This is a genomic window from Enterobacteriaceae endosymbiont of Donacia cincticornis (genome assembly GCF_012568845.1).
Classification (GTDB): Bacteria; Pseudomonadota; Gammaproteobacteria; order Enterobacterales; family Enterobacteriaceae.
In genome coordinates this window covers 259133-271895 of the sequence record NZ_CP046194.1, presented here as the reverse complement: position 1 = coordinate 271895, position 12763 = coordinate 259133, and the positions used below count along the sequence as shown (strand labels likewise).

The window sequence follows — 12763 nt, the reverse complement described above, 5'->3', positions numbered from 1 at the left end:
AATGTCTCGTTCCTTGAAAAAAGGTCCTTTTATAGATAAACATTTATTTAAAAAAATTGAAAAAGCAATAATAAATAAAGATAAAAAACCATTAAAAACATGGTCTAGACGTTCCACTATATTTCCAAATATGATCGGATTAACTATAGCAGTACATAATGGTCGTCAACATATTCCAATATATATTACTAATGAGATGGTTGGCCATAAATTAGGTGAATTTTCTCCTACACGTACATATAGAGGACATACAGCTGATAAAAAAATAAAAAAAACTTTAAAAAAATAAAAATATAAATTTTGTTTATAAAATGAGTAAAAAAAATGGAAATTTTATCAAAATATAAATATGCTCCTTCTTCTGCACAAAAATTAAGACTTATAGCTAATCTTATTAGAGGAGAAAAAATATCTAAAGCTCTGGATATTTTAAATTTTTCAAATAAAAAATCTGCTTTTTTAATAAAAAAAACATTAAATTCAGCTATATCTAATGCCGAACATAATTATGGATTAGATATTGATAATTTATTTATAAAAAAAATATATATAGATTTAGGTACAAATATGAAACGTATTATGCCTAGAGCTAAAGGTAGATCAGATAGAATTTTAAAATACACAAGTCATATTACTATTATTTTAACAGATAATTCTTAATTAAGGAAAATATAAATGGGACAAAAAACACATCCTAATGGTTTAAGATTAGGAATAACAAAAATATGGAATTCTATTTGGTACGCCAATAAAAAAGATTATGCTAATTATTTATATAGTGATTTTCAAGTAAGAAAATTTTTAAAAAAAAAATTAGCAAAAGCATCTGTTTCTAAAATTATAATAGAAAGACCATCTAAAAGTATTAGAGTAAATATTCATACAGCACGTCCTGGAATAGTTATAGGAAAAAAAGGTGAAGATGTAGAAAAACTTAGGAAAATAATATATAAAATTACTAAAGTACCTGTGCAAGTGAATATAACAGAAGTTAGAAAACCAGAATTAGAAGCAAAATTAGTAGCTGATATTATATCTGCACAACTAGAAAAAAGAATTATGTTTAGAAGAGTTATGAAAAGAGCAGTACAAAATTCTATAAGATTAGGAGCAAAAGGTGTCAAAGTAGAAGTTAGTGGTCGTTTAGGAGGAACAGAAATCGCACGTACAGAATGGTATAGAGAAGGTAGAGTACCATTACATACTTTAAGAGCAGATATCGATTTTAGTTTATCAGAAGCACATACTACCTATGGTATAATAGGAGTAAAAGTTTGGATTTTTAAAGGAGAAATATTAGAAAATACTTTTAAAAAAAAAACAACTTTTACAAAAAGTATTACACATCATTCTTATAAAATACAAAAAAATAAGGGACGAAAATAAAAAAAGGAGATTAATATAATGTTACAACCAAAACGTACAAAATTTAGGAAAATGCAAAAGGGAAGAAATCGTGGAGTTATAAACATGAATATTCATTTTGGTATTTATGCTTTAAAAGCTATTGAAAGGGGGAGAATTACTTCTAAACAAATAGAATCTGCAAGAAGAGCTATTAGCCATGCTATGAAAAGACAAGGAAAAATATGGATTAGAATTTTTCCTGATAAACCTATTACAGAAAAACCTTTAGAAGTAAGAATGGGGAAAGGTAAAGGTAATGTCGAATATTGGGTAGCTTTAATTCAACCAGGAAGAATTTTATATGAAATTGACGGAATTACAGAAGAAATTGCACATAAAGCTTTAAGATTAGGTGCAGCAAAATTATCTGTTCAAACAATTTTTTTAAAAAAATAAAATATATATTATATGAAAATAAGTGATCTTTTAAAACTAAAAAATAAAGAATTAAAAAATGAACTATTAAGTTTATCTAGAGAACAATTTAATTTAAAAATACAATTAGCATCAAAAAACTTAAAACATACTCATTTATTAAAAAAATCAAGAAAAAATATTGCAAGAATAAAAACAATTCTATCACAAAGAAAAAAAGGATTAAAAATTTATGCAAAAAAGAATGAAAACCTTAAAAGGTAAGGTTATAAGTAATAAAATGCAAAAATCTATCGTTGTTCACATTACTAAATTAGTAAAACATCCTGTATATGGAAAATATATTAATCGTACTACAAAATTACATGTACATGATGAAAAAAACAAATGTAATATCGGAGATTTAGTTGAAATTAAAGAATCTCGTCCACTATCTAAAACCAAATCTTGGATTTTAATTAAAATTATTAAAAAATCTATAATTTGATTATAAAATTCTATTTTAAACAAATTTTTATAAAATTTATAATGTATATTATTGTAACAATTTCATAAAATTATTTACAGTAAAAAAAGATAAAAAATATATGATACAAGAACATACAATATTAAATGTTGCAGATAATTCTGGTGCTAAAAATGTTATGTGTATTAAAGTATTAGGTGGATCAAGACGTCGTTATGCTAATATTGGAGATATTATTAAAGTTACTATAAAAGATGCAATTCCTAGAGGTAAAGTAAAAAAAGGTGATGTATTAAAAGCAGTCATTGTTAGAACTAAAAAAGGCATAAGACGTTTTGATGGTTCAATAATACGTTTTGACCATAATTCATGTGTATTATTAAATGATACTAATGAACAATTAATTGGTACAAGAATTTTTGGTCCAATTACTAGAGAGTTAAGAAATGAAAAATTTATGAAAATTATTTCATTAGCTCCAGAAGTTATTTAAATCAATGAGTAAATATATGAATAAATTACATTGTAATGATGAAGTAGTTATTCTAAAAGGAAAAGATAAAGGGAAAAGAGGTTTAATTAAATGTTTTATAAAAAAAAAATTTGTAATAGTAAAAGGTATAAATATTATAAAAAAACATAGTAAACCTAATCCTGCAATATCACATACAGGTGGAATTATAGAAAAAGAAGCTGCAATTCATATTTCTAATATAGCTATTTTTAATATTGAAAAAAATAAAGCAGATAAAATAAAAATTAAATATGAAAAAGGGATTAAAAAGAGATTTTTTAAATCTAATAATAAAAATTTAAAATAAATTAAAGATGATATTAAATGTTAAAATTATATAGTTTTTATAAAAAAAAAATCATTAAAAAATTAATACTAGAATTTAAATATACTTCTGTTATGCAAGTTCCTTGTATAAAAAAAATTACTTTAAATATGGGAGTAGGTAAAGCTATTCTTGATAAAAAAAATTTAGATAATGCTATCAACGATTTAACACTTATTAGTGGACAAAAACCTATAATAACAAAAGCACGTAAATCTATAGCTAGTTTTAAAATAAGAAAAGGATATCCTATCGGATGTAAAGTTACGTTAAGAAAAAAAAAAATGTGGAGTTTTTTTGATCGTTTATTATTAATAGTTCTTCCTAGAATTAGAGATTTTAGAGGTTTATCTAAAAAATCTTTTGATAAAAATGGTAATTATAGTATTGGTATAAAAGAACAAATAATTTTCCCAGAAATTAATTTTGATAAAATAGATTATATTAGAGGTTTAGATATTACAATAACTACTAATAAAATTTCGAATCAAGAAAGTTATGCATTATTTAATGCATTTAATTTTCCATTTAAATTATAAATTAAGGATTTTAAATGACAAAAAAATCTATTCAAATGCGTGAATTAAAACGTATAAAATTAGGAAAGAAATTTTTTTTAAAAAGGCAAAAATTAAAAAAAATAATTTCTAATATAAATACATCTAATAAATCTCGTTTAGATGCTATTTTTAAACTACAATCTCTTCCTAGAGATTCTAGTTTATCAAGACAAAGAAATAGATGTAAATTAACTGGTCGTCCCCATGCATTTTTAAGAAAATTTGGATTGAGCAGAATTAAATTAAGAGAAGCTGCGATGAAAGGAGATATTCCAGGATTAAAAAAATCTAGTTGGTAATTTTATAATATTTTTAAAAACATAGGATTATATTAATATGAGTATACAAAATCCAGTAGCAGATATGTTTACACGTATACGTAATGGACAACTATCAAATAAATCTAAAATTATTATGCAATATTCAAAATTTAAAAATGCTATTGCCCAAATTTTAAAATCAGAAGGATATATAAAAAATCTTAGTATTATTAATAAAAATAATATTTTATTAGAAATTCATTTAAAATATTTCAAAGGAAAAGGTGTAATAGAAAAAATAAATTGCATTAGTCGTCCAGGATTAAGAATCTATAAAAAAAAAAGATTTTTACCTAAGGTAATAGCTGGTTTAGGTATTGCTATAGTTTCAACATCTAAAGGATTAATGACTGATTATTATGCAAGACAGTATGGATTAGGTGGTGAGATTATATGTTATGTTTCTTAAGAGGTATATGAAATAATGTCTAGAATAGCAAAAAAATTAATTATTATTCCAGATAATATAAAAATTATTGTGAATAAACAAACAGTAAGTGTATTAAGTAATAATAAAATATTAAAAAATACATTTAATAAAAATGTTAATATTATTTTAAATAATAATAAAATATCATTTAAACCAAAAATAAAATGTAAAAATGGATGGGCACAAGCAGGAACAGTTCGTTCTTTAGTAAATTCAATGATTATTGGAATTATAAAAGGTTTTCAAAAAAAATTAATATTATTTGGAGTAGGTTATAAATTTTCTCTTGAAAAAAATATATTACATTTAATGATAGGTTTTTCACATACAATATTGTATACCATACCTAATGGTATTATTGGCAAATGTTTAAATCAAAATGAAATTATTTTAAAAGGAATAGATAAACAATTATTAGGTCAAGTAGCAGCAAATATCAGGTCTTATCGTCCTCCAGAACCATATAAAGGAAAAGGTATTCGTTATAGTTATGAAATAATAAAAATAAAAGAAGCCAAAAAAAAATAATATTTAAAATAAGGTTTTTAAAATATAATTATGAATACAAAAAAAATTTCTCGTATGCGTAGAGCTACTAAATTTCGTAAAAATTTACAAAAATTTAAACATATACGTTTATCAGTACATCGTACTTCACGCCATATATATGCACAAATAATTTCTATAGATAATAAAATTTTAATAACAGCTTCAACATTAGAAAAAAAAATAAAAAAAAAATTAACTTATACTGGAAATATTAAAGCTGCAATTTTAATTGGGACCAAAATAGCAAAAAGATCTATTAAAAAAGGTATTTTAAGTGTATCATTTGATCGATCTGGATTTAAATATCACGGACGTATTAAAGCATTGGCAAATTCTGCACGTGATACAGGTTTAAATTTTTAATTAATTTTTAAAAGAAAAATATTTATGAATATTTATAATGATAAAAATAAAAATAATGAATTAAAAGAGAAATTAATTACTATTAATAGAGTTTCTAAAACTGTAAAAGGGGGACGTATTTTTTCTTTTACAGCTCTAACAGTAGTAGGTAATGGTAAAGGAAGAATTGGTTTTGGATATGGTAAAGCAAAAGAAGTACCTAGTGCGATACAAAAAGCTATGGAAAAAGCTAAAAAAAATATGATTAATATTTTTATAAAAAATAATACGATACAATATCCTATTAAAGGACATCATACTGGTTCATTTGTTTTTATACAACCTGCATCAGAAGGAACTGGTATTATAGCAGGAGGAGCAATGAGAGCAGTATTAGAAGTTGTAGGAATTTATAATGTTTTAGCTAAAGCATATGGATCAACTAATCCAATAAATATCGTTAAAGCAACAATTAAAGGTTTATCTAATATACATTCATTAAAAATGATTGCAGCTAAAAGAAATAAAACTATAGAAGAAATAAAAAGGAATATAAACAGTGTTAAAAAAAATTAAAATTATACAAATTAAAAGTGCTATAGGTAGATTACCTAAACATAAAGCAATTTTAATTAGTTTAGGACTAAAACATATTGGACATACTATTATAAAAAATAACACATCTAGTATTTTAGGTATGATTAAAAAAATTTCTTACATGATTAAGGTTATACATTAATATGTATTTAAATAATTTATTTTCTAAAATTAAAAATAATAAAAAAAGATTAGGAAGGGGAATAGGTTCAGGTAAAGGAAAAACTAGTGGAAGAGGTCATAAAGGACAAAAATCTCGTTCTGGTTATAATATTAATAAATCTTTTGAAGGAGGACAAACTCCATTACATAGAAGATTACCTAAATTTGGTTTTAGATCAAAAAAAAAAATTTTTTCTCAAGAAATTAGATTAAGTGATTTAAATAAAATAGATGGAAGTTATGTTGATTTAAATATTTTAAAATCAGCTAAAATAATTAAGAAAAAAATTAAATATATTAAAATTATTAATAAAGGAAATATAAATACTCCTAAAAAAATTATTAAATTAAATTGTACAAAAAATGTCAAAATAATTATTAAAAAATTAGGCGGAATAATTGAGGAATAAAAAGTAAATGATTAAATCATTTAATCAAATAAATTTCCAAAGTACTAAAAATGGTTTTATTGAATTAAGAAAAAGATTTATTTTTTTTATAAGTTCTATTATTATTTTCCGAATAGGTTCATTTATACCAATTCCAGGAATTAATACAAGTGTTTTACATGCACTAATTCTTAAACAACATGGTACTATTATTGATATGTTTAATATGTTCTCTGGTGGAGCATTAAGTAGAGCTTCAATTTTCGCTTTAGGAGTTATGCCTTATATATCTGCATCTATTATAATACAAATCCTAACATCAATTAATCCCTTTTTTATAGCTTTAAAAAAAGAAGGTGATGCTGGTAAAAAAAAAATTAATAAATATACCAAATATAGTACATTAATTTTATCTATAATTCAAGCAATTGGAATAACTATTGGATTATCTCATATTCCAGGTATGAATAATTTAGTAATACATATAGATTTTTATTTTTATATAATTTCTATTTTAAGTTTAATTACTGGTACTACATTTCTAATGTGGTTAGGTAGACAAATTACAAAAAGAGGTATTGGTAATGGAGTTTCCATTATCATAGTAGTAGGAATATTAGCTGCTTTACCTTCTACAGTAAATCAAATTATTTCACAAATAAAAATAGGAAATTTAAATTTTTTTACTATTTTAGTATTATTATTATTTATATTTTTTATTACTTTATTTATTGTTTTTATAGAAAAGGGACAAAGGAAAATAGTAGTACAATATGCTAGAAGATATTATGGAAGACAAATGTATAATACACAACAAAATACTCATTTACCATTAAAAATTAATATGTCTGGAGTAATACCTGCAATATTTTCTTCTAGTATTATTTTATTTATTTCTACAATATTTGCATGGTTTAGTAATATTACTGATTATAGTTGGATAAAAAATATTTCTATTTCTTTACAACCAAAACAACCTATTTATATGATATTATATATATCAGCAATTGTATTTTTTTGTTTTTTTTATACTCTTTTAGTTTTTAATCCTGAAGAAACTTCAGATAATTTAAAAAAATCAGGAGCTTATATTTCTGGTATTCGTCCAGGAAAACAAACGGCTAAATATATTAAAAAAATACTTATGCGATTAACATGCACTGGAAGTTTGTATATCACATTTATATGTCTCTTTCCTGAATTTTTACGTAGTATTATTACTATCCCGTTTTATTTTAGTGGCACATCATTACTTATAGTAATAGTTGTAATTATAGATTTTATAACACAAATTCAAACATTAATTATGTCTACTCAGTATGAGTCTATACTTAAAAAAATAAATTTTAAAAGTTAATTTTATAAAAAAAATATAATAATATTTTGGAAATATAATAAAATGAAAGTTCGTACTTCAATTAAAAAAATATGTCGTAATTGTAAAATTATTCGTAGAAAAAGAATAATACATGTTTTTTGTAAAACAGATCCTAAACATAAACAACGTCAAGGATAACTAAATCAATTTTATAATTTCATATATGTACAATAATTTATAATATTAAAGGATATAAAATGATTCGTATAGCTGGAGTTAATATTCCTGATAATAAACGCATAATAATTGCTTTAAAAAATATTTATGGTATTGGGACATCTAATGCGATTTATATATGTAAAATAACAAATATTTCTCAAAATATTAAAATTAATAATCTTACAAAAGAAAAAATAGATTTATTAAGAAATGCTATATCTAAATTTAAAATAGAAGGAGATCTAAGAAGAAGTATCAATTTAAATATTAAAAGATTAGTTGATCTAGGATGTTATAGAGGATTACGTCATAAAAAAGGATTACCTGTTCGAGGACAACGTACTAAAACTAATGCACGTACTAGAAAAAAGATACATAAATATATAAAAAAATAAAATTATTATAGGTATATACAATGAAAAAAAAAAATTTAAAAAAACAAATATTAGATGGTATAGCACATATACATGCTTCTTTTAACAATACTATTGTTACTATTACAGATAGAAAAGGTAATTCTTTAGGATGTGCTACAGCTGGAGGATCTGGTTTTAGAGGATCTAGAAAATCTACTCCTTTTGCAGCACAAGTAGCTGCAGAAAAATGTGCTGAAATTGTTAAAAATTATGGTATTAAAAATTTAGAAATTATAGTAAAAGGTCCTGGTCCAGGGAGAGAATCTACTATTAGAGCATTAAATAATGCTGGTTTTAAAATTACAAATATTACAGATGTTACACCTATACCACATAATGGATGTAGACCACCAAAAAAAAGAAGAGTATAAAATAACTTATTGTTTTATAATTACATTTTAAATTTAATTTAAATATTTTAGGAAAATATAATGGCTAAATATTTAGGACCAAAATTAAAATTATGTAGACGAGAAGGAACTGATTTATTTTTAAAATCTAATGCACGTTCTATTGATACTAAATGTAAATTAGAACAAGCTCCAGGACAACATGGTTTTAAAAAATCTAGATTATCTGATTATGGTATTCAATTAAGAGAAAAACAAAAATTACGTAGATTATATGGTATATTAGAACGTCAATTTCACAATTATTATAAAAAAGCATCAAGTATTAAAGGAAATACTGGATTTAATTTATTATGTTTACTAGAAAAAAGATTAGATAATGTAGTTTATAGAATGGGTTTTGGAGTAACAAGAGCTGAATCTAGACAATTAATTTCTCATAAATCTGTAAAAGTTAACGATAATATTGTTAATATAGCTTCTTATCAAGTATCTATTAATAATAAAATTTCTATATGTGAAAAATCTAAAAAACAATTAAGAATTAATGCATCATTAGATTTATTTTCTCAAAGAGAAAAATCTAGTTGGTTAGAAGTTAATAGTAAAAAAATGGAAGGAATTTTTAAACGTCTTCCTGAACGTTCTGATTTACCTGCAGATATTAATGAACATTTAATTATTGAATTATATTCAAAATAATTTTAAATAAGAGAAAGAGAGTATATAAATGGATCAAAATTCCGTAACAGAATTTTTAAAACCTAAATTAGTAGATATACAACATATTAACAAATCTACTGTAAGAATTATTTTAGAACCTTTAGAACGTGGTTTTGGTCATACATTAGGAAATGCATTAAGACGTATTTTATTATCTTCTATGCCTGGATATGCAATAACAGAAGTAGAGATAGAAGGAATATTACATGAATATAGTACTAAGGAAGGTATTAAAGAAGATATTATTGAAATATTATTGAATTTAAAACAATTAGCTTTTAAAATAGAAAATAATAAAAAAAAAGTAATTTTAACCTTAAATAAAACAGGTATTGGTGTAGTTAAAGCATCTGATATTGAATATGGTAGTGATATTAAAATTATTAATAAAAATCATATTATTTGTCATATTACTAATATAAATACGTCTCTGAATATAACAATGAAAATAGAATTAGGTAGAGGATATATAGCTGCTCATACAAGAATAGAGAATGATATTCAAAACAATACTAAAATAGGTAAATTATTGTTAGATGCATCATTTAGTCCTATCAAAAGAATAATATATAATGTAGAATCAGCAAGAGTAAAACAAAGAACTGATTTAGATAAGTTAATAATAGAAATAGAAACAAATGGAACTATAGATCCAGAACAAGCAATTAGAAAAGCAGCTACAATTTTAGCTAAACAATTAGAGTCTTTTGTAAACTTAGAAGATATTAAAAAAGAAAAAAAAATAAAAAAAGAAAAACCTAAATTTGATCCTATTTTATTACGTTCAGTAGATGATTTAGAATTAACAGTCCGTTCTGCAAATTGTTTAAAAACTGAATTTATTCATTTAATTGGTGATTTAGTACAAAAAACAGAAGTAGAATTATTAAAAACTCCAAATTTAGGTAAAAAATCTTTAACAGAAATAAAAGATATATTAGCTTCTAGAGGATTATCATTAGGAATGAGATTAGATAATTGGCCTCCAGAAAATACAAATAATAAATAATTAATTTAATTGGATGAAATAAATATGCGTCATCGTAAAACAGGTCGTTATTTTAATAGAAATAGTTCTCATCGTATTGCAATGCTATATAATATGACTAATTCATTAATTTACTATGAAATTATTAAAACAACTTTAAGTAAAGCTAAAGAACTTAGAAAAATTATAGAACCAATTATTACTATTGCGAAAAAAAATACTATTACTAGCAAACGATTAATACGTTCTAAATTAAATAATAAAAAAAACATTAATAAACTTTTTAAAGTTATTGTTCCTCAATTTTATAAAACATCAGGTGGTTACACACGTATTATTAAATGTGGTTTTCGTAATGGAGATAAAGCACCTATGGCTTATATAGAATTAACAATAAGAAAAATAATTATAAAAAATAAAAAAATTAAATAATGATATCATTTTTTATAAATAAATTTTTATATTGATTAAAATTTAAAAAATTTTGAATATTCATTTGTTTTTTACCACTAGGTTGAATGATTTGAATATTTAAAATTCCATTTATAGTATTTATTTGTATACCGTACCTATTTATTGATAAAATTGTTCCAGGTGTTTTATTAATATAATTATTATTAAAATTAGCAATAACTTCTGCTTGCCATACTTTAAATCTTTTATCTTTTACAAAGAAATATGTTCCCGGATAAGGATTAAACGCACGAATCATACATTCTAATTTTTTAGCTGGTAATAACCAATCTAATTTACATTCTTTTTTAGATATTTTTTCTGCATATGTAGGTTTTATTATATTAATATTTTGAGATTTAAATTTTATTTTTGTACCTTTTGCAATTTTATTTAAAATAAATAATACTCCTTGTAATCCAAGTATTGCTAATTTTTTATATAATGATCCATATGTATCATATAATAAAATATTATATTCTATTTGATAAATAATATCCCCCTGATCTAAAAAATTATTCATTTTGATAATACTAATACCTGTTTTTAAATCATTAGCTAATAATGCTCTTTGTATAGGAGCTGCACCTCTCCATCTAGGTAATAATGAAGCATGTACATTCATACAAAATAATTTAGGAATATTTAATATTGGATTAGGAATTAATAATCCATAATCTACAACAATAATTATATCACATTTATAATTTTTAATTTGCTTAATTAAAGATAAAGAACTTAAAGATTCTGGTTGTAAGATATCAATTCTATATTTTAAAGCTAATTTTTTTATAGGATTAAAAATTAACTTATGTCCTCTATTAGCACGAGTATCTGGTTTTGTAATAATACAAGATATTTTATGGATACTATTTATTAAACCTTTTAAATGATAAGCAGAAAATTTTGAAGTACCTATAAAAATAATTTTGATTTTTTTTTTATTCATTTTATATGATTATGTTTTTTTATAAATATTATTTTTTTATTAAGTTTTTTTATTTTATCATAAATTCTTTGATATTTTAAATTTGATAAATAATCAATAAATAAAATTCCATTTAAATGATCTATTTCATGTTGTATACAATAAGATAATAAATATTTTGCTTCTAATTCAATATTTTCATTCATTAAATTTTTAGCTTTAATTTTTATTTTTTTATATCTTAAAATAAAATATTGTTGTTTAATAGGTATAGAAAGACAACCTTCTTTATTACTAATTTTAGATTTATCAATTACTATAATTTTTGGATTAATTAATATTAAAGGATTATTTCTTTTTATGGTTATATCAATAACTATAATTTTTTTATTTATTCCTATTTGTGTAGCTGCTAATCCAATGCCATTGTAAAAGTACATTGTTTTAAGCATATTATTAACTAATAATTTAATGTTGTCATCTATTTTTTTTATAGATCTTGCTTTTTTTCTTAATTTTTTATTAGGAAAATATAATAATTTCATTATAGACATAGTAATAATTTTTTTATTATAAAATAATTATTTTTATAATATAACAGAAATTTTTAAAATTTTTTATAAATAAATTATTTATATATAATTTATTTATAATTTTATATAAAAATAAAAAAAGATTATGGATATTAAAATTTTATTAATGTATTTAAAATAGATAAAATTATAAAAAATTCTACTGAATCTTTATTTAATTTAGAATGATGTTATACAGATAATAAAAAAACGATATATAAATTTTTAATTATAAAAAAACATAATATAAAAAAAAGATTAATTTTAATTATTTTTAAATATAATTAATTATTAAATTATATAAATAAAAAAAATTATTTAATGTAGAAAAAAAAAATTTTATTTACTTAAAATATTATG

The 12763-nt window shown here is 22.0% G+C and carries 25 protein-coding genes; 23 read left to right on the top strand and 2 right to left on the bottom strand.

The window, feature by feature from the left end:
- The first annotated feature begins 1 nt into the window (after position 1).
- The 23 genes from rpsS to rplQ all read left to right on the top strand — a co-directional run bounded on the left by rpsS (position 2) and on the right by rplQ (position 10882).
- Positions 2 to 289 carry a 30S ribosomal protein S19 gene (gene rpsS / locus GJT99_RS01345; RefSeq protein WP_168893927.1) on the top strand — a complete coding sequence of 96 codons (288 nt, stop codon included), beginning with the start codon at positions 2 to 4 and terminating at the stop codon, positions 287 to 289.
- A 35-nt stretch (positions 290 to 324) separates the two neighbouring features.
- Positions 325 to 660, top strand: coding sequence for a 50S ribosomal protein L22 (gene rplV, locus GJT99_RS01340; RefSeq protein WP_168893926.1), 336 nt, complete (start codon positions 325 to 327; stop codon positions 658 to 660).
- Between the two features lie 15 nt (positions 661 to 675).
- Positions 676 to 1386: a 30S ribosomal protein S3 gene (gene rpsC / locus GJT99_RS01335; RefSeq protein WP_168893925.1), complete on the top strand. Its 711-nt coding sequence runs from the start codon at positions 676 to 678 to the stop codon at positions 1384 to 1386.
- A gap of 18 nt (positions 1387 to 1404) precedes the next feature.
- A complete protein-coding gene (gene rplP, locus GJT99_RS01330) occupies positions 1405 to 1803 on the top strand; it encodes a 50S ribosomal protein L16 (protein ID WP_168893924.1) in 399 nt (132 codons plus the stop codon).
- A gap of 12 nt (positions 1804 to 1815) precedes the next feature.
- Positions 1816 to 2046, top strand: a complete 231-nt coding sequence (rpmC, locus tag GJT99_RS01325; RefSeq protein WP_168893923.1) for a 50S ribosomal protein L29 — start codon at positions 1816 to 1818, stop codon at positions 2044 to 2046.
- On the top strand, positions 2015 to 2269 hold the full coding sequence (rpsQ, locus tag GJT99_RS01320; RefSeq protein ID WP_168893922.1) for a 30S ribosomal protein S17: 255 nt from the start codon (positions 2015 to 2017) through the stop codon (positions 2267 to 2269). Before rpmC ends, rpsQ begins: the two co-directional genes overlap by 32 nt.
- A gap of 100 nt (positions 2270 to 2369) precedes the next feature.
- Positions 2370 to 2741: a 50S ribosomal protein L14 gene (gene rplN, locus GJT99_RS01315; protein ID WP_168893921.1), complete on the top strand. Its 372-nt coding sequence runs from the start codon at positions 2370 to 2372 to the stop codon at positions 2739 to 2741.
- A gap of 16 nt (positions 2742 to 2757) precedes the next feature.
- Positions 2758 to 3069: a 50S ribosomal protein L24 gene (rplX, locus tag GJT99_RS01310; protein ID WP_168893920.1), complete on the top strand. Its 312-nt coding sequence runs from the start codon at positions 2758 to 2760 to the stop codon at positions 3067 to 3069.
- A 17-nt stretch (positions 3070 to 3086) separates the two neighbouring features.
- Positions 3087 to 3626, top strand: a complete 540-nt coding sequence (gene rplE, locus GJT99_RS01305; RefSeq protein ID WP_168893919.1) for a 50S ribosomal protein L5 — start codon at positions 3087 to 3089, stop codon at positions 3624 to 3626.
- 14 nt (positions 3627 to 3640) lie between these two features.
- The gene (gene rpsN, locus GJT99_RS01300) at positions 3641 to 3946 is read left to right on the top strand and encodes a 30S ribosomal protein S14 (protein WP_168893918.1); all 306 of its coding nucleotides are present in this window, start codon (positions 3641 to 3643) and stop codon (positions 3944 to 3946) included.
- A 37-nt stretch (positions 3947 to 3983) separates the two neighbouring features.
- Positions 3984 to 4376, top strand: a complete 393-nt coding sequence (rpsH, locus tag GJT99_RS01295; RefSeq protein ID WP_168893917.1) for a 30S ribosomal protein S8 — start codon at positions 3984 to 3986, stop codon at positions 4374 to 4376.
- 15 nt (positions 4377 to 4391) lie between these two features.
- Entirely contained in the window at positions 4392 to 4925 is a 534-nt protein-coding gene (rplF, locus tag GJT99_RS01290; RefSeq protein WP_168893916.1) for a 50S ribosomal protein L6, read from the top strand.
- A gap of 30 nt (positions 4926 to 4955) precedes the next feature.
- A complete protein-coding gene (rplR, locus tag GJT99_RS01285; protein WP_168893915.1) occupies positions 4956 to 5309 on the top strand; it encodes a 50S ribosomal protein L18 in 354 nt (117 codons plus the stop codon).
- Between the two features lie 24 nt (positions 5310 to 5333).
- Complete coding sequence (gene rpsE, locus GJT99_RS01280; protein WP_168893914.1) at positions 5334 to 5864, top strand: 30S ribosomal protein S5; 531 nt, start codon at positions 5334 to 5336, stop codon at positions 5862 to 5864.
- Positions 5848 to 6027, top strand: a complete 180-nt coding sequence (gene rpmD / locus GJT99_RS01275) for a 50S ribosomal protein L30 (protein ID WP_168893913.1) — start codon at positions 5848 to 5850, stop codon at positions 6025 to 6027. Before rpsE ends, rpmD begins: the two co-directional genes overlap by 17 nt.
- A gap of 1 nt (position 6028) precedes the next feature.
- The gene (gene rplO, locus GJT99_RS01270) at positions 6029 to 6457 is read left to right on the top strand and encodes a 50S ribosomal protein L15 (protein WP_168893912.1); all 429 of its coding nucleotides are present in this window, start codon (positions 6029 to 6031) and stop codon (positions 6455 to 6457) included.
- A 7-nt stretch (positions 6458 to 6464) separates the two neighbouring features.
- Positions 6465 to 7793, top strand: coding sequence for a preprotein translocase subunit SecY (gene secY / locus GJT99_RS01265; RefSeq protein ID WP_168893911.1), 1329 nt, complete (start codon positions 6465 to 6467; stop codon positions 7791 to 7793).
- 42 nt (positions 7794 to 7835) lie between these two features.
- Positions 7836 to 7952: a 50S ribosomal protein L36 gene (gene rpmJ, locus GJT99_RS01260; RefSeq protein WP_168893910.1), complete on the top strand. Its 117-nt coding sequence runs from the start codon at positions 7836 to 7838 to the stop codon at positions 7950 to 7952.
- A 59-nt stretch (positions 7953 to 8011) separates the two neighbouring features.
- Complete coding sequence (gene rpsM / locus GJT99_RS01255; RefSeq protein ID WP_168893909.1) at positions 8012 to 8368, top strand: 30S ribosomal protein S13; 357 nt, start codon at positions 8012 to 8014, stop codon at positions 8366 to 8368.
- Positions 8369 to 8388: 20 nt separating this feature from the next.
- Positions 8389 to 8760: a 30S ribosomal protein S11 gene (rpsK, locus tag GJT99_RS01250; protein ID WP_168893908.1), complete on the top strand. Its 372-nt coding sequence runs from the start codon at positions 8389 to 8391 to the stop codon at positions 8758 to 8760.
- Positions 8761 to 8820: 60 nt separating this feature from the next.
- Positions 8821 to 9441 (top strand): 30S ribosomal protein S4, encoded by a 621-nt coding sequence (rpsD, locus tag GJT99_RS01245; protein ID WP_168893907.1) that lies wholly within the window; start codon positions 8821 to 8823, stop codon positions 9439 to 9441.
- 28 nt (positions 9442 to 9469) lie between these two features.
- On the top strand, positions 9470 to 10471 hold the full coding sequence (locus GJT99_RS01240) for a DNA-directed RNA polymerase subunit alpha (RefSeq protein WP_168893906.1): 1002 nt from the start codon (positions 9470 to 9472) through the stop codon (positions 10469 to 10471).
- A gap of 24 nt (positions 10472 to 10495) precedes the next feature.
- Complete coding sequence (rplQ, locus tag GJT99_RS01235) at positions 10496 to 10882, top strand: 50S ribosomal protein L17 (protein ID WP_168893905.1); 387 nt, start codon at positions 10496 to 10498, stop codon at positions 10880 to 10882.
- Here the strand turns inward: rplQ and fmt are convergent.
- A complete protein-coding gene (gene fmt / locus GJT99_RS01230; protein WP_168893904.1) occupies positions 10875 to 11852 on the bottom strand; it encodes a methionyl-tRNA formyltransferase in 978 nt (325 codons plus the stop codon). The genes rplQ and fmt overlap by 8 nt on opposite strands.
- Positions 11849 to 12385 (bottom strand): peptide deformylase, encoded by a 537-nt coding sequence (gene def, locus GJT99_RS01225; RefSeq protein WP_168893903.1) that lies wholly within the window; start codon positions 12383 to 12385, stop codon positions 11849 to 11851. The genes fmt and def overlap by 4 nt, the downstream gene beginning before the upstream one ends.
- Between the last annotated feature and the right edge of the window lie 378 nt (positions 12386 to 12763).